The 20,965-nt window shown below is 56.6% G+C and carries 17 protein-coding genes and 2 pseudogenes; 12 read left to right on the top strand and 7 right to left on the bottom strand.

Annotation, left to right across the window (positions count from 1 at the left end; translation table 11 throughout):
* Window positions 1-20: 20 nt before the first annotated feature.
* The gene (locus P0D84_RS29725) at window positions 21-3,209 is read left to right on the top strand and encodes an efflux RND transporter permease subunit (RefSeq protein WP_408342535.1); all 3,189 of its coding nucleotides are present in this window, start codon (window positions 21-23) and stop codon (window positions 3,207-3,209) included.
* Window positions 3,210-3,224: 15 nt separating this feature from the next.
* Window positions 3,225-4,769 (top strand): efflux transporter outer membrane subunit, encoded by a 1,545-nt coding sequence (locus tag P0D84_RS29720; protein ID WP_408342533.1) that lies wholly within the window; start codon window positions 3,225-3,227, stop codon window positions 4,767-4,769.
* A gap of 105 nt (window positions 4,770-4,874) precedes the next feature.
* On the opposite strand, the gene P0D84_RS29715 is transcribed toward P0D84_RS29720, so the two are convergent.
* From P0D84_RS29715 to P0D84_RS29695, 5 genes and pseudogenes are all read right to left on the bottom strand, one after another.
* Entirely contained in the window at window positions 4,875-5,063 is a 189-nt protein-coding gene (locus P0D84_RS29715) for a hypothetical protein (protein ID WP_408342531.1), read from the bottom strand.
* 140 nt (window positions 5,064-5,203) lie between these two features.
* A complete protein-coding gene (locus tag P0D84_RS29710; RefSeq protein ID WP_408342529.1) occupies window positions 5,204-5,524 on the bottom strand; it encodes a superinfection immunity protein in 321 nt (106 codons plus the stop codon).
* Window positions 5,525-5,694: 170 nt separating this feature from the next.
* Window positions 5,695-5,955: a hypothetical protein gene (locus tag P0D84_RS29705; protein ID WP_408342527.1), complete on the bottom strand. Its 261-nt coding sequence runs from the start codon at window positions 5,953-5,955 to the stop codon at window positions 5,695-5,697.
* Between the two features lie 321 nt (window positions 5,956-6,276).
* Window positions 6,277-7,494, bottom strand: coding sequence for an MFS transporter (locus P0D84_RS29700; protein WP_408342525.1), 1,218 nt, complete (start codon window positions 7,492-7,494; stop codon window positions 6,277-6,279).
* A gap of 276 nt (window positions 7,495-7,770) precedes the next feature.
* A pseudogene (locus tag P0D84_RS29695) lies at window positions 7,771-8,638 on the bottom strand (alpha/beta fold hydrolase).
* Between the two features lie 705 nt (window positions 8,639-9,343).
* On the opposite strand from P0D84_RS29695, the gene P0D84_RS29690 reads away from it, so the two are divergent.
* From P0D84_RS29690 to P0D84_RS29650, 9 genes are all read left to right on the top strand, one after another.
* Window positions 9,344-10,474: an NADH:flavin oxidoreductase/NADH oxidase gene (locus tag P0D84_RS29690; protein WP_408342523.1), complete on the top strand. Its 1,131-nt coding sequence runs from the start codon at window positions 9,344-9,346 to the stop codon at window positions 10,472-10,474.
* A gap of 102 nt (window positions 10,475-10,576) precedes the next feature.
* Window positions 10,577-11,272, top strand: a complete 696-nt coding sequence (locus tag P0D84_RS29685; RefSeq protein ID WP_408342521.1) for a DsbA family oxidoreductase — start codon at window positions 10,577-10,579, stop codon at window positions 11,270-11,272.
* Window positions 11,273-11,318: 46 nt separating this feature from the next.
* Window positions 11,319-11,972, top strand: a complete 654-nt coding sequence (locus P0D84_RS29680) for a DsbA family protein (protein WP_408342519.1) — start codon at window positions 11,319-11,321, stop codon at window positions 11,970-11,972.
* A gap of 163 nt (window positions 11,973-12,135) precedes the next feature.
* Window positions 12,136-13,125 (top strand): LLM class oxidoreductase, encoded by a 990-nt coding sequence (locus tag P0D84_RS29675; protein ID WP_408346119.1) that lies wholly within the window; start codon window positions 12,136-12,138, stop codon window positions 13,123-13,125.
* Window positions 13,126-13,268: 143 nt separating this feature from the next.
* Window positions 13,269-14,180 carry a LysR substrate-binding domain-containing protein gene (locus P0D84_RS29670; RefSeq protein ID WP_408342517.1) on the top strand — a complete coding sequence of 304 codons (912 nt, stop codon included), beginning with the start codon at window positions 13,269-13,271 and terminating at the stop codon, window positions 14,178-14,180.
* Window positions 14,181-14,434: 254 nt separating this feature from the next.
* Window positions 14,435-16,360 (top strand): RNA polymerase sigma factor RpoD, encoded by a 1,926-nt coding sequence (rpoD, locus tag P0D84_RS29665; protein WP_408342515.1) that lies wholly within the window; start codon window positions 14,435-14,437, stop codon window positions 16,358-16,360.
* A 274-nt stretch (window positions 16,361-16,634) separates the two neighbouring features.
* Window positions 16,635-16,925 carry a hypothetical protein gene (locus P0D84_RS29660; RefSeq protein ID WP_408342513.1) on the top strand — a complete coding sequence of 97 codons (291 nt, stop codon included), beginning with the start codon at window positions 16,635-16,637 and terminating at the stop codon, window positions 16,923-16,925.
* Window positions 16,926-17,377: 452 nt separating this feature from the next.
* The gene (locus tag P0D84_RS29655) at window positions 17,378-17,656 is read left to right on the top strand and encodes a hypothetical protein (protein ID WP_408346116.1); all 279 of its coding nucleotides are present in this window, start codon (window positions 17,378-17,380) and stop codon (window positions 17,654-17,656) included.
* Between the two features lie 71 nt (window positions 17,657-17,727).
* The gene (locus P0D84_RS29650; RefSeq protein WP_408342511.1) at window positions 17,728-17,961 is read left to right on the top strand and encodes a superinfection immunity protein; all 234 of its coding nucleotides are present in this window, start codon (window positions 17,728-17,730) and stop codon (window positions 17,959-17,961) included.
* 372 nt (window positions 17,962-18,333) lie between these two features.
* Here the strand turns inward: P0D84_RS29650 and P0D84_RS29645 are convergent.
* Window positions 18,334-18,966, bottom strand: a pseudogene (locus P0D84_RS29645) (peroxidase family protein); the annotation flags it as partial.
* 262 nt (window positions 18,967-19,228) lie between these two features.
* On the opposite strand from P0D84_RS29645, the gene P0D84_RS29640 reads away from it, so the two are divergent.
* Window positions 19,229-19,516 carry a DUF1330 domain-containing protein gene (locus P0D84_RS29640; protein WP_408342509.1) on the top strand — a complete coding sequence of 96 codons (288 nt, stop codon included), beginning with the start codon at window positions 19,229-19,231 and terminating at the stop codon, window positions 19,514-19,516.
* 208 nt (window positions 19,517-19,724) lie between these two features.
* Here P0D84_RS29640 and P0D84_RS29635 read toward each other — a convergent pair whose 3' ends face one another.
* Complete coding sequence (locus P0D84_RS29635) at window positions 19,725-20,204, bottom strand: ureidoglycolate lyase (protein WP_408342507.1); 480 nt, start codon at window positions 20,202-20,204, stop codon at window positions 19,725-19,727.
* Between the last annotated feature and the right edge of the window lie 761 nt (window positions 20,205-20,965).

Genomic DNA, 20,965 nt, shown 5'->3' with positions numbered 1-20,965 from the left:
GCGACCGAGGGAAAGATGTCATGAACATATCCCGCTTTTTCATCGACCGCCCCATCTTCGCTGCGGTCTTGTCGGTGCTGATCCTGCTGGGCGGCGTCATTTCGATATTCAAGTTGCCGATTTCGGAGTATCCCGAGATTGTTCCCCCATCTGTGGTCGTCAAAGCGTCCTATCCGGGAGCTAATCCAAAGGTCATTGCTGCAAGCGTCGCATCTCCGCTTGAGGAGCAGATCAATGGTGTCGAGGATATGTTGTACATGGAATCACAGGCTACCAGCGACGGTAACCTGAGCATCAGAATTACGTTCAAGCTGGGAACGAATCCGAACCTCGCGCAGCAACTAGTCGAAAATCGTGTCTCCCAGGCGCTGCCTCGTCTTCCAGAGGACGTCCAGCGGCTCGGCGTCACGACAGTCAAATCGTCGCCGACATTGACGATGGTGGTTCATCTGATTTCCCCGAACAGTCGATACAACCTGATTTACCTCAGAAACTATGGGTTGATCAACGTCCGCGACCGGCTCCAGCGAATTGCCGGTGTTGGGGAGGTGCAATTGAAGGGAGCGGGCGACTATTCAATGCGGATATGGCTCGATCCGCAGAAGGTCGCCCAGCGGAATATGGCCGCGACGGACGTGGTGAATGCGATTCGTGAGCAGAACGTGCAGGTTGCCGCCGGCCAGATTGGCGCGTCACCTGCAACGCCTGATGCCACCGTTCAATTGAATGTAAATGCCAGAGGGCGACTGCAGACAGAAGATGACTTCAGAAACATTGTCCTGAAGACGGGGAAAGATGGCGCTGTCACGCACCTGCGGGACGTCGCGCGGGTCGAGCTCTCTGCCGCTGAGTATGCGGACCGTTCACTGCTGAATAACAAGCCCGCTGTCGCGATGTGGGTGTTCCAGCAGCCCGGGGCAAATTCCCTCAATATCTCTGCGAACGTTCGAGAAACAATGGAGGAGCTCAAGGCCGATTTCCCTCCAGGCGTTGAGTATCGCATCGTCTACGACCCGACGCAGTTTGTAAAGGCGAGCATTCACGCGGTCATCCACACGCTTTTTGAGGCCATCATCCTTGTTGTGATCGTCGTCGTCATCTTCTTGCAGACGTGGCGGGCATCGGTAATTCCGCTGATAGCGGTTCCGGTGTCGATCATCGGGACGTTCTCGCTCATGCTGGCGTTCGGCTTCTCGATAAACGCGTTGTCCCTGTTCGGTATGGTCCTCGCCATTGGTATCGTCGTCGACGATGCGATTGTCGTCGTCGAGAATGTCGAGCGAAATATCGAGACCGGGATGTCGGTCAAAGACGCCACCTACAAAGCGATGGAGGAGGTGAGCGGGCCTATTGTTGCAATCGCGCTGACGCTAGTTGCGGTGTTTGTGCCACTCGCGTTCATGTCCGGCCTGACTGGGCAGTTCTACAAGCAGTTTGCCGTAACGATCGCGATATCTACGGTTATCTCTGCCTTCAACTCGCTCACGCTTTCGCCGGCGCTTGCAGCGCTCATGCTTAAAGGCCATGAGGAACCGAAGGACTGGTTGACACGGGGCATGGAGACCGTGTTCGGCGAATTCTTCCGTGTTTTCAACCGGACGTTCAAATCTGGATCGGAGAAGTATGGGGGCAGTGTCGGAATCATCGTCTTGCACAAAGGTCCAATGTTGTGTCTCTACGCGGTCCTGATAGGCTTGACTTTGCTAATGGGCAAGATGGTGCCAGGCGGGTTCGTGCCGGCACAGGACAAGCAGTATCTTGTGGCGTTTGCCCAGCTTCCTAACGGAGCGTCATTAGACCGGACGGAGCAGGTGGTCAGGCAGATGAGTGAAATCGCAATGAAACAACCCGGGGTACAGGACGCAGTTGAGCATCCGGGGATGTCCATCAACGGCTTTGTTCACTCGTCAAGTGCGGCGGTCATCTTCATCTGCCTCTCTGACTTCGACAAGCGAACTACCAAAGAGACTTCCGGTCCAGCGATTACGGAGGCGCTAAACAAGAAGTACGCGGCAATCAAAGAAGCGTACATCGCGGTTTTCCCTCCGCCACCTGTATTGGGGCTTGGCACAGTGGGTGGGTTCAAGCTGCAACTTGAAGATCGAGCCGCGCTAGGGTATTCCGCCTTGAACGACGCAGCTCAAAAGTTCCTGAAGGTTGCGGCGCAGACGCCTGAGTTGGGACCAGCGTTCTCCAGCTATCAGATCAACGTGCCGCAGATCAACGTCGACATCGATCGCACGCGGGCAAAACAGCTCGGCGTGGCGGTCACGGATATATTCAGCACCCTCCAGATTTACCTCGGCTCTTTCTACGTCAACGATTTCAACAAATTCGGTCGAGTCTACCAGGTTCGTGTTCAGGCCGATGCCCCATTCAGGTCCCATACAGGAGATCTGGGGTTCCTTAAGACGCGGAATGCTGATGGCGATATGGTGCCGCTCTCATCGGTGGTCACAGTCACCCCGACTTATGGTCCAGACGATGTTGTCCGGTACAACGCGTACACGGCGGCTGATATCAACTCTGGACCTTCGCTAGGCTTTTCCAACAACGAAGCCCAGAAGGCCATTGATCGGGTTGCGGCTCAAACGCTTCCAAACGGGATCAAGTACGAGTGGACCGATCTGGCGTATCAGCAGATTCTGGCAGGAAATTCGGCAGTATATGTCTTCCCGATTAGCGTCTTGCTGGTTTTCCTCGTACTGGCTGCGTTGTACGAAAGCCTCTCGTTGCCACTCGCTGTGATCATGATTGTGCCAATGAGCATCCTGGCCGCGCTTACTGGCGTGTGGCTTACTGATGGCGACAACAACATTTTCACGCAAATCGGTCTGATGGTCCTTGTCGGCCTGTCAGCGAAGAACGCAATTCTCATTGTGGAATTCGCTCGAGAGCTGGAAATGCAGGGCCGGACGATAGTCGAAGCTGCGGTCGAAGCCAGCCGGCTGCGGCTGCGTCCGATATTGATGACGTCCATCGCTTTCATCATGGGCGTCATCCCGCTGGTCGTGTCGGAAGGCGCCGGGTCGGAAATGCGGCACGCGATGGGTATCGCTGTGTTCTCCGGGATGTTAGGGATGACCGTTTTTGGACTGATGTTAATCCCCGTCTTCTACGTCTTGCTCCGCAAACTGGCGGGCGGCGAGGTGATCGCCGACCGGCACGGCAAGCGGCCGACTGTGCGGGGAATAGATGCCTCGGAATAACCGAAGGAGCAAGGCATGGTACCCACAATATATAAATGGTCTATGCGGTGGATCTCCTGCTCGGGATGCCTGGCGATAGCGGCCGGTTGCTCCCTTGCCCCCAAGTACGACAGGCCGCCAGTCAGTGGATCTGCCATACCGTTTAAAGAACTTCAGGCCGCGACACCGTCCCTCAGTTCTGATCCGGCACCACTGGCCGACGGCGGCACGTGGAAGACCGCGCAACCGTCTGAGTCAATTCCACGGGGTGAGTGGTGGACGATTTTCAACGACCCTAAACTCGACGAACTTGAGTCCGAAGCGGCGCTCAATAATCAGAATCTCGAGGCAGCAGTTGCCCGTGTGAAGGAATCGCGGGCCATTACGCAAACCGTCAGGTCCGGTCTGTTTCCGACGGTTAACGCCGGATTTGGCCCGACCCGAGAAAAGGTATCGCCCGCGTCACAGTTCCAACCGGACGGAACTGATTTCCCGTCCCAAACCCTGTGGCGTGCACAGGCGAACGCTGCCTACGAGGTAGACCTCTTCGGTCGGGTCGCTGACTCAGTGCAGGCATCGAAAGCGGATGCTCAGCGAAGTGAAGCGCTGCTCAAGTCGGTCCTTCTTGCCCTGCAAGCGGATGTCGCGCAAAACTACTTCAATCTGCGAGAGCTTGATGCAGAGATTGACGTCTTCAGACGTACCGTTACACTGCGCCAGCAAGCCTTGGAATTGGTCCAGCATAAGTATCGCGAGGGTGATATCAGTGAGCTTGACCTGGCTAGAGCTCGCTCGGAGTTGGCGACAGCTCGATCGGACGAGATGACCGTGCAGCGTATGCGCGCGGCGTCGGAGCACAGTCTGGCCGTCCTGCTGGGGCGTGCGCCGTCTGAATTTTCAATGGCCGCGAGCCCAATTGAACCCATAAAAGTTAGCGTCCCGCCGGGTCTGCCTTCGTCGCTTCTCGAACGCCGGCCCGATGTGGCGGCGGCAGAGCAGGCGATGATCGCGGCGAATGCCAGGATAGGAGTTGCGAAATCTGCATACTTTCCATCGCTAATCCTGACAGGTTCTGGCGGCTTTGAAGCAGCGACTCTAGCGGATCTGTTCAAGTGGTCGAGCCGGGTGTTTCTGCTAGGTCCTCTGGTCGGTACGGCACTTACCATCCCTCTGTTTGACGGTGGAAAGCGTAAAGGAAATCTGGCAAATTCCAGGGCAGTCTACGAGGAGAATGTTGCGCTTTACCGCCAACAGGTCCTGACGGCATTCAAGGAAGTGGAGGACAACCTGTCGGATCTGAGGATCCTACGAGACCAGGTTCAGACTCAATCCGAGGCAGTTGACGCGTCATCGAGAGCAGAGCAGCTATCAAGTACGCAGTATACAGAAGGCGCGGTCAACTACCTTGACGTTATCGATGCCCAGCGAACCGTCCTGCGGTCCCAGCGTGCCGCTGTACAGCTTTCCGGCGTGCAGGCTGTCGTTACGGTGAATCTGGTGCGTGCACTTGGAGGCGGTTGGGGGGATGCTGCAGCGACTCCACTTGCTCCCGGCATGGAAGAGAGCATTTCGGTGAAGTAACAGGGCTAGCAATCCGGGTTCAGAATTGAAGGTCGCTTTGACCATTGATGCAATCCGATGGGGGTGGGCGTCTCGAGCGAGACGCCCACCGGATGAGGCAAATCGTTACAGCTCGCCGATCTTTTCTGCAAGCCCCTGCATCAACCCACAGAGATACTGAGCTGTATCCCTTCCCGACTTCTCAGGATGATTGTAGCTGCAGGGATTTACATCCTTGATCAGACCTGCAGCCAGTGCAGTGTCCACCAGTTCAATCGCCTTGCGAACCGCCTCGTCTCTATTCAAAGTTGCCATCTCTAATCTCCTTGGTTCGGGGAAGGTCAATTACCATTGTAGGCGTTGAGATACATTCCAATAAATTATATTTCGCTATGCAAATCAACTGTCATTATATGATGCAAGGGACGTGATATTGTTGGCGATCCAGTGTTTCTTTAGAAGTTTGAACTGGCGTAACAGGGCGCGGTTGCCGCTTTGCTTGAGTCCCGGCATTTAGCGCGGGTAACGATTGAGCTCATGGCGGATTTGACCGTTGAGCGACGGCTTTTCCGGGCAGCACGCGAGACGAGGCCTCGCGTGTTCCAGTGTCTCGCCCATAAGAGCGCTGCGACCCAGCCGACAACACTCCATCCGAAGAGAAGATTGAAAAGACCAATCTTCATGACGTCCGGGCTCTGCTTCTTTATTGCAACGGTGAGCGGAAGAAAATAGATCGTGGCTGCAACGATCAACAGATTCACGAGAAAGACGGACATAGCTCACCTCAGTAGATAGATTTGCATGCCCAACATGACTCTGGGGTGGCATACACGACATGTTAATAATAGAGCGGATTAGGTGCCGGATAAATCAGCGTAAGTCGAACGATTCGTTGTGCGCAGAGCAAAAGCGACTCGCTCCAGACAGACGTGGTCAATATTTCGACTCATTTCTTGGCGGACTCGGACGCGGCAGGTTGGCGTGGTGCCAGAGGATCTTCGGGCAGGATGTTATTCTCATTTTCTTCGGGCCACGCGCGGGCATGCTCCCACTCCGAGGATACGGTCTCGGCACTCATGCCGCGCTGGGACGCAGGTGCGCCTCCGATTGGGGAGTAATGCGGTGCGGGACCGTATCCGCCGGCATAAGCAGAGCTTGCGGCAGCCCAGGCCACTACAGAAAGGGCGATCACGATTTGATTTTTCATGATGGTAAACCTATGAGGCGATATGCCTATGTGCCCCGAAAGTTGAGTTTGATGGCTAAGGCGGCCAAACAGTGACCCACGCCATGAACACGCCGAGTGGAGGGGGCGGTACTCGGGCCGCTTTTTGTCCCTTGAGCGACTGCGGGGCCACGCAGTCGACGGGACCTTGATGGGCGGTCGCAAAAGACAATTCTTAAACTCAAAAGCCCGACTACCTTGTACTTCCGGCAACCGGGTTCGCCGGCGATGGCAAAACCCGGGTTGTAGCCGTCAGCCTTTTCTTCGTGTTCTGGTCAAAGCACATTTTCCGACCTCTCGAATTCAAGTGCGTGAGACCTGCCTTGAGCACTGGTACGAGAGGACGCCGAGCGAGACTGTCAGCAAGCCAAGTACGATTGCTAGTGCGGTGATGGCAGGGTTAAGCCCGATACGGTCGGCAAGCAGTCCGAGGCCGACAATAGGAATTATTCCGCCCATATAGGCGATTGAGAAGAACGATGAAATAGCTTGTGCGCGGTTTGACGGTAGTGCGATCTGATTGACCACAGAGACGGCCGACATAAACGCCAGGCCTTGTCCAAACCCACCGATAAGGTCGCTCGCGATGAACAGCGAGCCGGAATGCAGCGGGAGCGATGCGGCCATCAGCGCGACACTTACGCCAATCGCTATGGCACCAAGCATGAGCCCGCGATGCGGTTCGACCTTGCGCAACGCAAACTGTGCGACTGCTGACCCAATAAAGAGCGTTGCGACGCCCGTGCCGGCGACAGCAGGGCCGTGCCACGGAAGAAGGTTGCCGAGAAAGGCTGGCGCAAGTGAGGCGAAGAGGCTAAAAAGTGTGTAGCCGGTGAAGGTTGTTATTGAAGCAACGGCGAAGGGCCGTACAGTCGCTGCCGTTGGTGCATGAAATCGAAGAGTAGGGCGAAAGTCGAGGATTGGACCAACATCACCGTCGGCCGGATGAATCAGGAGCGCAAGTAAAGCGAGGAGCGCCGCAATACCGAAGATGATGTACGGCGTTAATAACGGGTGAGGGAGCGCTTGTGCCACGACCCCTCCCACGAAGGGACCGATCCCAAGCCCGACGATGTTCATTATCGAGCCCACCAGCGGCGCCCTTTTAATCCGGCGGCTTGGCTCCAGCGCTACTAAACCTGCAGTCGCGGAGCTCGAGGCGATGCCGGCGGCAACTCCGATTGCGAACCGGCCCACGGCGAGGACTGGTAGCGAATGTGCGACCGCCGAGATGACCAGGCCGGAAAGCAGCAGAAGCAAAGCGATTCGCAGTGCGTGTACGAATCCAACGTGGTCACTCAGATGCGACAGTAAGAGGAGCGCTAGCAGAGCTCCAGCCATGTAGCTCGAGTAAACGATGGTGATACCGCTCGATGTGATGCCGAAGGCGTGTTCGTAGAGGGGATAGAGCGGGCTGGCGAGGGTGGCGCCGGCCATCGTGACGCCCAGCGCAAAGGCAATGGCGACGAAGCGTCGGCTTGCTGCAGGATGCTCCGTGGGGAGCGGCGGAGGGTTGTTCATATGGGTGCCTCAAAGCGATGATTTATGTGCAGATTAAAGCCGCAAGCATTGGGGCGGTATCCCATCCGTACGCAACGATTCTTTGCGCAGGGCGAAGCGGCCAGCCCTCTGTATCGAAGAAGGCACACTGACGTTCGCCGTAGAGGTGGGTAAATCTTGAAATTACCCTTCGTGGCCGCCGGCAAGTTCTCTGGAACGCCCCTGGGCTGAACTGCGGCGAACACCGGGCTTTTGAGCCAACCGCTAGCGGTGCCCAGGACCGGCTGGTGCTTCCTGTTATGTTTCAAAGAATTCGCTTGGAAGGTCGTTCACGCGTCCTGGGCGCTCCTCTTGCGGTAAGTGACCACACTCGGGAATCGGCTCCGCGCGCAGATTGACGGTCATCTCTTGCCAAAACGGACTTCACGTCGAACAAGCCGCCGACGGCATAGAAATCCTCTCCCCATATCGCCTTCGTCGGACACCGGATTTTGACGTCGGCATCGGCGAGGTCTTGCCTGAAATCCTCGGCATTCGCCCGATAGTCAGACATTGCGCCTCGGACTGCGCCAGGACGCTTATAAGCCTTGAGGTACGTTTTGAACGCAACGCCGTCTATCGCGTGTGGGTTGTAGCACCAGTCTGAAAAGAAATGCCGCAGCCATTGCGCCTCTTTGCCTATGATCAAGGCCTCGGGAAGATCGGGTACCAGGTGAAACATGAAAAACCAGTATGCGCGAGCAACCTGCGCGGTCATGTACTGCGCCACAACCCGAGTCGGCACGTTGTCCAGAACGACCAGCCTGTCTAGGCGATTCGGGAGATCGCTCGCAAATCTGGTGGCGACTCGCGCGCCCCGGTCATGACCAGCGAGGGCTGTCTTCTCGATGCCTAGTTCGCCCAGCAGTGCCACCGGATCGCAGGCCATGTTGCGTTTGTCATAGCCACTCGAGGGCTTGTCGGTTTCACCGTAACCGCGCAGGTCTGGAGCAATAACGCGAAACCTCTTGGCGACCACGGGAATCTGGAAGCGCCAGGCGAAGCCCGTTTCCGGGAAGCCACGCAACAGCACCACTACGGGACCCGATTCTGCATCGAGGTAGTGCTGGCGGATTCCGTTAGCGCGGCGAGTATGGTTGACGACCGTTACGGTGTTCGTGTTCATATTGTCTCGCCGGTTTGTGGGTTAGGGCCTTGGTGAGGTGACACTGATCGGGCGCCGTGTAGAAGGGCGTTTCCGCGCGTGTCACGCCGATGGTTGATGTTGCGAATTTCCCTTTGGGTTCGTCATCGTGCTGGAAAACACCGATCTGTAGATGGACGATATTTTCTCCTGTGCCTCGGCGCCTTTTTTAACGCCTCGCTAGGCTGGCTGCACGTCTGGCAGTCGGATCGCGCCGAGTTTTCATCGTAATCCGGAGACCGGAAAGTCGCGCTTAATACATCTGAATGGCAAGGGCACGTCAGTCGTTGCCGAACGCGTCCGTCCAGAAGGTGGGAAATTCATACGTCGTTGGCTCTGGAGCCGAGGAATCGAAGGCCGAAGGTCGACTGAGGCGGCGCAGACAAACAGACGTCGCAGTGACTTCACGTAGCTGAGTGCAGTTAATGAGGATTAAGGGTGAATCAGTAGAATTCATGCAGTATTTTGGCGCCCGGCTCATACGATAGTACGGCGAGGTTTGTCGAACAAGCCACTACCCGGGTAGATCGACATCAATTTGCGAAACGTCGATCAATACGAGTTCATCTCTTTGCCTGCTGGCCGTTCTGCCGCAGCGCGACGCCGGCACGCATTGACCCGCCCAAGTTACTCCGCCGTCGCGTGAAGTATGCGCGGCGTCCACCTCTTTCCGTCAAGGAGATGCATGTGTCTTCCGCGCTGTTTTCCCCCGCAAAAATTGGTGCAGTCGAGTTGCCTAACCGCATCGTGGTCTCTCCGATGTGCCAGTACAGCGCGGATGACGGCTGCGCGAACGATTGGCACCTGATGCATTTGATGCAGTTCGGGATATCCGGCGCTGGACTGATCGTACTGGAGGCTACTGCTGTAGAGCGGCGCGCTCGCATTACCCATGGTTGCCTCGGGCTCTACAACGATGCCAACGAGGCTTCTTTGGCACGCGTCCTGGCCGCCGCTCGACGTGTAGCATCGTTCACCACTCGGTGGGGCATCCAGATTAGCCATGCCGGCAGGAAGGCATCGTCACAGCGGCCGTGGGAGGGGCGGGGCGCCTTGTCCGCTGCTGAGGATCCGTGGCAGACAGAAGCGCCTTCCGCGCTTGAGGTGGGCAACGGTTGGCACGCGCCGTCGGCCATGACCCTGGAAGACATGAAAAAAGTTTGCGACGACTTCGTTTTGGCCACTCGTCGCGCCGTTCGTCTCAACTTCGACGTGGTCGAAATTCACGCCGCGCATGGCTATCTGATACACCAGTTCCTTTCACCTATCTCAAACCGGCGCGAGGACGACTATGGCGGCTCCCTGGAGAATCGGATGCGTTTTCCGTTGTCTGTTGTCGATGCAGTTCGGAATGCAGTCCCATATACGGTAGCGCTCGGCTTGCGCATCACCGGGTCCGACTGGATTCCGGGCGGCATTGATGTCGCGGAGGCGACGGCTTTCGCTTCGGAGTTGGAGCAACGCGGCGTTGACTACGTGTGTGTCAGTTCCGGCGGAATTGCAAACGCGCGCATCCCTGTTGCTCCCGGTTACCAGGTGCCATTCGCGGCCGAAGTCAAATCCAAGGTGGGCATCCACACCAGTGCCGTCGGCATGATTGTAGAGCCCGCACAAGCCGAGAGCATTGTCGCCTCAGGCGAGGCAGACTCGGTTGCATTGGCGCGTGCGCTTCTCGATAACCCGCGCTGGGTCTGGCACGCAGCCGATGAGCTTGGAGCACCGGGGTCTATCGACTACCCACCGCAGTATGAGCGCAGCAAGCGGGCCTTGTGGCCTGGTTCCGAGATTGTGCGTCCCGATAAGTCATTGAGCAGGTAAAGGTTTTTGTCCGACAAGCAATTGTGCGTTGCGCTTGGGGCCAATAGAGGAACAGATGCAGATAGCCTATCCTTCTCTCACTGTCAAGAACAAGGAGGTTATGTGAAACAAGTCGAGATTCAAATCACGTATGACTTCATCTGCCCTTGGTGCTGGATCGGTCACAAGAATCTGGAGAAGGCGCTCGATGTGGACGATTCGGGCGCCTCTTTTGAGGTGTCGTACCTGCCATACGAACTCAACCCTACGCTGCCTCCCGCCGGTGTTGATAGAAGGGAGTATCGAACCAGGAAGTTCGGTACGTGGCAGCGATCGCAAGCGATGGACGCCGACGTAACCACTTCAGGCAAGAGAGTCGGACTGGACTTCGACTACGATCGCGTGAAGGTCACCCCCAACACGCTTCTTGCGCACAGACTTATGGTCTTCGCGCGTCGGGCAGGTGATGCACGTCGAACTGGCGATTTGTTTAACGCCATATTCGAGGCTTACTTCTCGCGTGGCGAGAACATCGGCGATGTCTCCGTATTGGAGGTGGTTGCGATTGCCGTAGGTTTCGACGGTGACGAAGTACGCGCGTTTCTGCTCAGTGATCAGGGAAAAGCTGAAGTATTGGCGTACGAACTCGACGGTCAGGAAGGCGGGATCAATTCCGTGCCGATGATCCAGATTGGCTCCAGGCGTATTCAAGGCGCACAGCCAGCATCACTGCTGCTTCATGCTTTGGAATCGGTCACAGGGGCGTCAAACGCGAATGGAGATACGTGTGCCGAGGATTTGGTCGACACGCAGCGGTAAGCGGGGCGAGGCGCTTGGCATCGTTCCGGACATTCAGGGAGCAGCGATGAAGAAAAAATTGATTCTTCACTATATCTATGACCCGTTTTGCGGTTGGTGTTACGGGCTTGCTCCGGTAATTGATGTCGCGGTCGCCCTGAATGGCGTAGAAGTTGTCGCCCATGGCGGAGGGATGCTGACAGGCGAAAACGCCCAGATGATGTCGCCGGAGTGGAGGGAGTTTGTCAGGCCGCATGAACACCGCATTTCGGCCATTAGTGGGCAGGTGTTCGGCGAGGCGTACTCAGATGGCGCGCAGTTTGACTACAGCATTCTGCTGGACTCATCGCTGCCGACGGCGGCGATGCTCGCAGCTGAAGAGGTTGCGGGCGCCGGATTGAGGATGCTTAAGGCACTGCAAATCGCGTACTACGTGAAGGGGCGCCCTATTGCGATGAGAGAAGAAATCCCCCGTGTCGCAACTGAACTCGGGCTGGATGCTTCTGCTTTTGCGGAGGCGCTTGATCGCGCAGTCACCAGGCTTGATAAGCATTTCAGCGAAAGCCTGATCTTGCTGGCGCAACTGGACAGCGCTGGCTTTCCGACGCTGGCGCTGGAGAAGGATGGCGTCATGCGCAAGCTACATGTGGGGCAGTTCCTCGGTAAGCCTGACGCGTTTCGCGAGATGCTGACAAAGGAGCTCGAGCCGCCGACAGCCTAGGCCCGCACATTGGCCCGAGGATGGAAGACGGTTTGCGTTAGCCAGGCCTGGAGCTGACTGTTGACGAATTCGTTAACAGTCAGTTAGTGGGTGGCGCCTTTAAAGAAGACTGAATCACACCTATATTTCCGGTTCAAATCTGTTCAAGGAGTTAATCGTGTTGATGGCGGAAAGCGTGGAAAATGGGCCGCTTGTTGGCCTCAGTGGGTATTCCCGTGTGTTTGCACCGAATCACCTGACGCTCGGATTCATTCTTCCGCTCGAGACATACCCGGACGGTCCCTCGCCGACGATGAAGGAACACGCAAAGGTCACACGGCTGGCTGACGAACTTGGATTCGGTGCGCTCTGGGCGCGCGATGTGCCGACCTACGATCCAGCCTTCGGGGATGTGGGCCAGGTCTTTGATCCCTTCACGTATCTGGCCTTCCTTGCTGCAAACACCAGCCGGATTGCGCTTGGAACTGGTAGCGCGGTGATCACGTTGCGCCACCCGCTGCTTCTGGCAAAGCAGGCGGCTTCTGTAGATCGCCTATCGGACGGCCGTCTGCTCCTCGGTATTGCATCGGGGGACCGCGCGGTTGAGTATCCGGCCTTCGGAATCGGAGACGATTTTGAGTCGCGAGGCGAGCGGTTTCGGGAAGCTTTTGACATGTTCCGAACCGCAACGGAAGTCGATTTTCCCAGCGGCAGGTTCCCACGGTTTGGTGAACTGACCGGCGGCGTAGACACGATCCCAAAACCCACGGTCCGGAAGATTCCGACGTTCGTGACTGGCCGTAGTCGGCAGGAGTTGGAGTGGATCGCAAAGCACGCGGACGGCTGGTTCTTCTACAACGTCGGGATGGAGCGCGTCAAACTGATTACCCGGTCATGGATTGATGCTGTGAGTCGAGTAAATGGGGATGGTGTGTTCAAGCCGTTCTTCGAAGGGCTCTTTCTTCAACTGGAAGAGAATCCGAATTTTCCTCTCACACCGATTCCCGCAGGGCTTCGTGTCGGTCGGAATGGATTGATTTTCTATCTCGAGACCTTGCAGCGAGCGGGAGTCAACCACGTCGCATTTAACCCGAAGCCATCGCGACGTCCGTTCATCGAAATCCTGCATGAGTTGGCGGAGCACGTCCTGCCGCAATTTCCCTCATTAAATTAACCGGGCCAGGAAAAGCTCCTCCCGCGTTGACCGTGCACCTCCCTATCGGGCCGTCAGACGTCCTCCTGCGGCTCTTCCATGGCAAAACAGAGCCTCTCAGGAGAGCGAGGGGGAATCCGGGATGCTAAACACGGAGCGACGTGATGGACAAGTTTCAATCGATGGAGGTCTTCGTCCGCGTTGTTGACCTGAATGGATTCGCGAGGGCAGCAGATACGCTGAATATGGCCAGACCCGTCGTGACACGGGTGATCAAAGACCTCGAGGCCTTTCTCGGGGTCCGGTTGATGAATCGGACGACGCGGCGCCTGCACCTAACGGACGAGGGACGCCTCTATTACGAGTCCGCAGTCGAGATTCTCAAAGCCGTCGAGGATAGTGAGTCGGCCTACCGCCTGGGGGCATCGACGCCGAAAGGCACGTTGAAAATCGACGTTCAGACTTCGGTCGCGAAGTGTCTTATTGTCCCGAGGATCAAAGACTTCCACGAGCGCTTTCCAAAAATTGATTTGATATTGGGTACGGGCGACCGAATCATCGATTTAATCGAGGAAGGCGTGGATTGCGCAATCAGAGTGGGAGCGCTAGAAGACTCGTCGATGATTGCCCGACAGGTCGGCATTTTCAACCGCGTCACCGTTGCGTCTCCGGATTACATCAGGCGCGTTGGCGCTCCGGTCGCTCTGGACGATCTGCACGCTCATCGCGTCGTGCATTACACCGCGACTAAGGTAGTAAAGCAGCCCTCGTTTGATTTCCTTAGCGATTCGACACCGACAACGGTGAGGATGATTAGCAGTGTTCAGGTCAACGACTCAGACACCTACATCGAACTTGCGAAGGCTGGGTTTGGGCTGATCCAGCCGGCGCGCTTCGCCGTCGAATCGGAGCTGGAAAGCGGGGGGCTGGTTGAAGTGCTGCCGTCGTTTCCCGTGCCAATCAAGCCCATCTCGCTGGTTTTCCCGCAGCGCAGTCAGCGTGCCCCGAAATTAATGGCATTCATCACATGGGTTAGCGAAGCATTTGCAAGCTCAAAAATAGGTTTGAAAGCCTAGCTTCGCTTTCTCCCAGCGCCGTGGTTCAAATACGTCGCCGCACTGCAATCCTCTGTCCATGTTGAGCATGCCTGACCGGTCTTTGCGGCGCGTGGCAGGCATTGAGAATCCCACCGTTATCCCCATATACGACAGGTCGGACAAGGCGTCCAGACTGTGCCTCCGTGCCTAGAAGCTAGGGGGGCTTTCAACGAATGCTAGCGATTGGTCTGTCTGAGGGGCCACGGCGCATAGTCAAGCAAGGAGTCCATATAATGAAGCTTAGCAGTACAAGCGCTGCGACGAAGTCACAGCGGATGCTGGCTGGGGCAATCCGTGAAGCCGGTGCGGAGAGTTCTTGCGTTGTCGATGACACGACCGGAGTTTCTCTCAATCTGCAGAACAACATCGATGAAGCGCAAGGTCGACTGCGGGAACTAATTGCGCTCGGTCGGGAACGTGGGTACGTAACTCACGGGGAGATCACAGACCATGCGACTGGATTCTTCACCGGCAGCGTCGCAATGGAAAGTATCGTCGCGACGTTCAGCGAGATGGGCATACAGGTATTTGAGCAGACGCCCGATCGCGACTCACTCCTGCTCACCGAAGGGCCGGCGAGCGCCGACGTCGACAGCGTGGCAAGCGAAGAAGTTGCAGTAACCTTGCTCTCAGCCGATTCGGAATGGGGCCGCACTACCGATCCTGCGCGCATGTATATGCGGGAAATGGGAGCGACAGAGCTTCTTACACGCAAGCAGGAAGTGGAAATTGCGAAGCGAATAGAAGCCGGACGCAATGAGATGCTCGATGCCATTCTCATATTCCGGCCGACTGTGGAGATGATTCTCCATGCTGCCGACCGCGTAATAGGGGAAGAGTTGAACCTTCACGAGGTCATAGATACGCTTGCCATTGAGGATGAGTTAGCGCTGTCTACGGCAACTTGCGATGTTGGGATGAACGCCCCTGTCGGGCCCCAAGATGAATCGAAAGAGGGGATGTCAGCCGCAACCGTGGAACGATGCGCGATTCAATTCGAACGCATCAGAAAACTGTCTGAGCCGGTGCTGGATCGCGAGGTGGACGCACAATCCGTCTTGAGCGCCAAAGCGGCAATTCGAGAGGAATTTGACGACCTGCCGCTTGCCGGAAAGCTGATCGAGAAACTTGTCGCCGGCTTCAAGGCAGTTGTGTCAGAGATGCGTGGAATTGAGAGAAAAATATATGAGATTGCCGTAGAGACGTGTCAAATGCCCAGGGATGAGTTCCTGCGAAGTTTCGCGGGGAACGAGACAAACCTCTCGTGGGCGGACAGTCTGACCAGACAGGCGACGCCCTACGGTGATCGCCTGCGGCGCAGCATTCCGGATATCGAGAATCAGCAGCGGCAATTGGTTGATGTCGAGACTCGGATGTGCGCATCGCTTTCGGAAATCAAGGAAGCAAGCCGGTGCCTGTCCAGGGCTGAGAGCCGGGTTCGCAGCGCAAAGAACGAAATGACGAAAGCGAACCTGCGACTCGTCATTTCGGTCGCGAAGAAGTATGTAAATCGTGGGCTGCAGTTTCTCGATCTGGTGCAGGAGGGGAATATCGGATTGATGAAGGCTGTCGACAAATTTGAATATCGGCGGGGTTGGAAGTTTTCTACCTATGCGACGTGGTGGGTACGGCAGGCTGTTTCCCGTGGAGTGGCCGATCAGGCTCGAACTATCCGTGTTCCGGTTCACATGCTCGAAGCAGTCAATAAATTGAACCGGATAGCCAGAGAAATCCGTCAGAAGACAGGCGCTGAGCCAGCTGTCGAGGCATTGGCAAGCCGGATGAATTTGTCCGAGACGAAGATCCGGGAGATGATGAATATCGCAGGTGAGCCAGTATCGATGGAGGTCCTGGTAGGTCAGGGTAGCGATACAAGCCTGGGTGACTTGATCCCGGACGCCGAAGGAACTTCGCCTGAAGATAATGCGATGCTCGCGGGAATGCGATCGGCAATCGGCGCAGCCTTGGAGCAGCTCACTCCTCGCGAAGCCAAGGTGCTACGGATGAAATACGGGATCGACACCTCCGGAGAATTGTCGTTGGAAGAGATAGGAAGGCAACTCGACCTCACTCGCGAAAGAATCCGGCAAATCGAAATACAGGCTATCGGGAAATTGAGGCTTCTGCGGTCGGCCGACGCTTTGAAGGGACTTCTATGACACGTGGTCGCCGGGCTGCCCTTAGCAGGCAATGAATGAAACGAAAGCCCATTCAATCTGCTGACCATCGCGTGACCTGCGAATATCCGCTACAGGTGATGTGGCGGCCAATTCGGCTGGCGCGTGGTCAACCGACAGGCGAATCATTCCGGAATTTGCTAATAGTTAATTGGAATTAATCGGTCTAGATATCCAATAACATTAGCCTAAGATTCTCATTGATGTGAAGCTGCGCTGACCTCTATTTGCTGCGCAACCGCCACTCAACAACCTATTGGAGTGTTACGTTAAACTTAAGAATATCGCCTTGGCAATCGTTTCAGCATCCGCCTTGCTCGCTGGTTCCGCTTTCGCAAGCGGCTATGGGCCGGCACCGTTCTATCGCCCGTCGGTGGGTGCACCTGCTTCCGAGCGCGGTCAGAGTGAACAGACGATATCAGCTGAGCGTCAGGCGGCAGGCAATGATGGCGCGATCTCGTCGTACGGCGGCGTGGCCCCTGCATCGTCCGCATCGGATTCTGGTCGGCATGTGGCAGCGCCCGACAATCGCTACAAAGGTCGTTAAGCGCGGATTTCCGGCACGCGAGTTTGACCGACTATCGGCATCGGCATCGGCATCGGCATCGGCACCGCACAGCGCCTTTACGGTGAAGCGGTTCGGCTTTCCGGCCAGATGGCGATAACGACTGGTCGTTCGCTCCGAGCCTGCCATTGTTTCGGCAATTTGTTGGGATGTGAAACAACACGCCTTGGCGAGCGCGTCCGGACGAAAAGCGCGCGTTTAGCCACTATGCCGTGCATGCCGATACAGTTTCTGCATTCCACTTTGGATCGCGCGGCCAAACCGAAATCGCGGTCGTCGTCTTTCTGACGGCGAGATTGGTGGAACGGCCCGCAATTCAGACTTCGATCTATCGCTATATATCGATCGATAGATTAAGACTAAAATTTACTTCAATGTGGTGGCGCGATGACTTCCAGCGCGCCTCGTCACACAACACCCGTTGGAGTTTTCTCATGAACCACAAACCCATCGCCGCTCTGCTGATTGCAGCCTCGACACTGCTTTCAGTGCCCGCATTTGCAAGCGGATACGGCCCGGCACCGTTCTACCGTCCGTCAGTCGGCGCACCGGCTTCGCAACGTGGCCAAAGTGCACAGACAGTAGCGGCAGAACATCAGACCACCAGCAACGCTACAGCTGCTTCTTCCTACGGCGGTGCCGCGCCGCTTTCGTCTGAATCTGGCGAACGTGATGCCGTAGCCACACCGCACGGCATCTACGAAGGTCATTGATTCGTCGCGTGTGTTACTCCGCAAAGCGCGTCTTTGACGCGCTGCCGAGAACAGAGTCCCGGAGTGAAGTGATGAAGCAGTTTCTTGAAGGTGTCGGCCTCTTAGCCGCAATGACTTTGTATCTGGTATGTGCGGTGGGAGCGCACGCTCGGAATCATCCGGACGCATTCGCAATTACCGTCGTAAGCATGTTGATCGGCTGGACGGTGATAGGTTGGGGCGCCACTTCTATGTGGCGCAGAAGTGAAGCGCGTGTGTCATCGGGGGTGGGGAGCCACTCGGTCGGCTCAACGCGTAAATATTAGCAAGCTGCTCGCGCAGCGGTCAACTGCCAGATCGTTGCGGCGATGCATGAGCTTGCTGCGATCTGGGTTGCCCGGTCCGTGTCGAATCTTGAACTCCCGGCATCGAATTAGGCAAGGTCAAAGCGATCCAGGTTCATGACTTTGCACCATGCTGCTGCGAAGTCATGGACAAACTTCTCCTTAGCGTCCAAATCTCCCATAGACTTCGGCCAACGCACGAAGCTGAGAATTCGCCCCGAAGGAGAGATCTACACGGCTACCAGATCCACCTGATCTCACCCGTTACGCGGTCGCGGCCTTCGTAACTTTCCGAGGCATCGGATACGGCTTTCCACATCGGTGCCGATGTCGAGCAGGTTCACGAAGAAGTCGTTCGTGAGCGATTCCGGCCGGTCGGTGAAGATAGCCGAACAGATTTTCAAAGAAATTGTTGTTCCACTTCGTCGGCGTGGTCGTCCAGATCACTTCCAAGCCGCTGGTGATGGTGTCATTTCCCTTGCCGGTGCCGAAGCTGTTCTTCCACCCTAGACCTTGCTTCTCGATGCCGGACGCTTCCGTCTCGGCCCCAGATGAGATCCGGGCACGGCGCCATGCGTCTTGCCGATCGCGTGGCCACCGGCGATGAGTGCGACCGTTTCCTCATCGTCCATGGCCATGCGGCCGAAAACATCACGAATGTCACGCGCCGCCGCGAGCGGGTCCGGCTTGCCTCCCGGGCCCTCCCGATTGACGTAGATCAGCCCAAGCTGGACGTCGGCCAGCGGGCTGGCCAACTCACGATCTCCGGACTAGCGTTTGTCGTCACCAAGCCAGGTGGTCTCCGAGCCCCAGTAGAAGGTCGAGACCTCTGAACCCGTCGGCGAATTTGAAGTCCGCTCCCATTGGATCGGATTGATGCGAATGCTGGCGCAGGATATTCAGGTGAAGCTCATTAGGCCACCGGTCCCTGTTTGTCGTGCCGCTGCCGGCGGTGTGATCGAACGGACACTTCGCTGCAGTCGGCATGAGCACGCTCCTTTGGTCAGGTGTCGATCGAGTTTAGCCGGTTTGGATTTTTCTCGAGCAATTCGTGATCGCCTCGAATCCGAGGTCAAAAAAGACCTCCTGAAGGAGCTGCTGATAGGGCCCGAAGTTGACCGCGTTGTGACAACGAGAGCCGTCACAGTTGTCATGTGAAGGACGGGCGACAAAGGTGCTGGCAATCCGACTCGTTCTGCGATTGCGTGGCATGATCGGGACTAATTCCACATTGCCGAGGAGGCATCTTATGGCGACGTATATCGTTTTCACGCGGGAAAGCACGCAGGATCGAGCCGAACTGGATATCTACCAGAAGGAGGTCAGCGAGAGCTTCAAGGGGCATCCCATCAAAATTCTTGCGGCCTATGGGCCTCAGCAGGTACTCGAAGGCGATGCGCCGGAGGGTGTGGTGATCGCGGAGTTCCCGTCCACCGAGGCGGCGCGCGCGTGGTACGACAGTCCGGCGTATCAGGATGTTGTGCAGCACCGCTTCAAAGGGGCTCGCTATCGCGCGGTTCTCGTCGAAGGCGTGTGACAGAAGTCAACCGGGCGAGTCCAGGACCCCATGACTTCGGTCTGTTGGTAACTAAGTCGATTACTCAATGTAACTCAGATGCATTGAGACCAAAGGAAAGTTTGTGCGCGTGGACTCTCTTGTCGCGAGCCATTGGGCAAGTGTATGCGGGAGGGTCCACGTGGTCGGTTGGATAGGGCAGAACGCACGCTGCCTGAGTCCGAGCGAGCTAAGGAGCGGTTGCGATGCGGTCGATTATTTCGAGCACTTTGCTTCTTGGAATGTGTCCTCGGACTTCAGGTCGTCGCCCAAAGCAAGGAAGTCGGAAGGCATCGGCAAGTGGTGCCTCGAGAAGACAATCAAACTCACGGGCAAAGTCGACAGATACGCGTGCGTGGACGGCGCGCTGCTTGTCGAGGAATCGCTGAGTCCCGTTCAGCGCGAAGACACCTTCATGCCAGATATTCAGATGAATGTAGAGACCCTCGTGTCCGTCGAAACGAAAACACACGAATTTCTCCGGCGTGATGTCATCGCCAGGCAGAGCCAACGGAACGTAGTAAGACCGATGGTCGAGAGGAAAGAACAACTGTCCGCCGTCAGGGTGGTAGTTCGCGTGACATAACAGCGTGCGTTGCGGAGCATTGGCATGGTCTTCGCGGGCTACTTCAGGCTCTGTTGCATAGGCGAGAATGTAGTTGCCGCCCACAGCCTCGTTCCGCCCGTAGAGAAGGTCCCCGCGCCATTCGCTGACGAACGTCCTTAGGTCGTGCCGGCCTCGTCACCGGTGCCAGCGTCTATGGCCCGTGAGCCTACCGCCTGCCACTGCACGATTTCGATCGGACAGTCGGCTGGGTCTGCCACAAGCCTTCCAAAACCATCAAGCGTTTTTGGAGTTGCGTCGATCAGGGGCATTACTATGCGTCGGAGGACCTTCGGCTGATGGGGCGTTCGACTATATATAGCTGAGGGGATGCAGTGTTGCATTCATTAACTAGCCTCATTTGTGGATCTCTCATCCTTCGTGGCGTCCTACGCCAACTTGATGGCTGACAAATTTGCCGGTTAACCCCATATCGCCGCGCAATCAGCGTTACCAGCTGCGTCTTGCGCTGGACACACGGTCCACTCAAATCAGGCTACCTGCGCCGGCGACGATCACGGCGCGCGTGCGTGCGGCGGGGCGACGCGATGCCAATGGCCGTGCAGCGCATCTCGTCGCTTCAACGTCTCATCACGAACCAACGCACTTTGGTTACTGCGGGAAACCCTGGCGCGTATTCCGTTGTGATTTATCAATCGATCACTTATAGTTGTTTCCGAGGGTGCCGCCGGGGGACCGTCTAGCATGCTGTGTGCATGACGGCTTGCTCATCAGCGGCACTGTCTTTGTAGTGGACCGAACTTAAAACCCCGATTTCGAAGCTACGACTCCTTTCCATGGGCGACTCTCCCGTGGCGCTTTGTGTC

Source organism: Paraburkholderia sp. RL17-337-BIB-A (assembly GCF_046025895.1).
Taxonomy (GTDB): domain Bacteria; phylum Pseudomonadota; class Gammaproteobacteria; order Burkholderiales; family Burkholderiaceae; genus Paraburkholderia; species Paraburkholderia fungorum_C.
This window is presented reverse-complemented; position numbering and strand designations above follow the sequence as displayed.

Bases quoted from the DNA above. Each gene is read 5' to 3' on its own strand.
- P0D84_RS29725 (WP_408342535.1), top strand. From the start codon at position 21: ATGAACATATCCCGCTTTTTCATCGACCGCCCCATCTTCGCTGCGGTC.
- P0D84_RS29720 (WP_408342533.1), top strand. From the start codon at position 3,225: ATGGTACCCACAATATATAAATGGTCTATGCGGTGGATCTCCTGCTCG.
- P0D84_RS29715 (WP_408342531.1), bottom strand. From the start codon at position 5,063: ATGGCAACTTTGAATAGAGACGAGGCGGTTCGCAAGGCGATTGAACTG.
- P0D84_RS29710 (WP_408342529.1), bottom strand. From the start codon at position 5,524: ATGTCCGTCTTTCTCGTGAATCTGTTGATCGTTGCAGCCACGATCTAT.
- P0D84_RS29705 (WP_408342527.1), bottom strand. From the start codon at position 5,955: ATGAAAAATCAAATCGTGATCGCCCTTTCTGTAGTGGCCTGGGCTGCC.
- P0D84_RS29700 (WP_408342525.1), bottom strand. From the start codon at position 7,494: ATGAACAACCCTCCGCCGCTCCCCACGGAGCATCCTGCAGCAAGCCGA.
- P0D84_RS29680 (WP_408342519.1), top strand. From the start codon at position 11,319: ATGAAGAAAAAATTGATTCTTCACTATATCTATGACCCGTTTTGCGGT.
- P0D84_RS29675 (WP_408346119.1), top strand. From the start codon at position 12,136: ATGGCGGAAAGCGTGGAAAATGGGCCGCTTGTTGGCCTCAGTGGGTAT.
- P0D84_RS29670 (WP_408342517.1), top strand. From the start codon at position 13,269: ATGGACAAGTTTCAATCGATGGAGGTCTTCGTCCGCGTTGTTGACCTG.
- rpoD (WP_408342515.1), top strand. From the start codon at position 14,435: ATGAAGCTTAGCAGTACAAGCGCTGCGACGAAGTCACAGCGGATGCTG.
- P0D84_RS29655 (WP_408346116.1), top strand. From the start codon at position 17,378: ATGAACCACAAACCCATCGCCGCTCTGCTGATTGCAGCCTCGACACTG.
- P0D84_RS29650 (WP_408342511.1), top strand. From the start codon at position 17,728: ATGAAGCAGTTTCTTGAAGGTGTCGGCCTCTTAGCCGCAATGACTTTG.
- P0D84_RS29640 (WP_408342509.1), top strand. From the start codon at position 19,229: ATGGCGACGTATATCGTTTTCACGCGGGAAAGCACGCAGGATCGAGCC.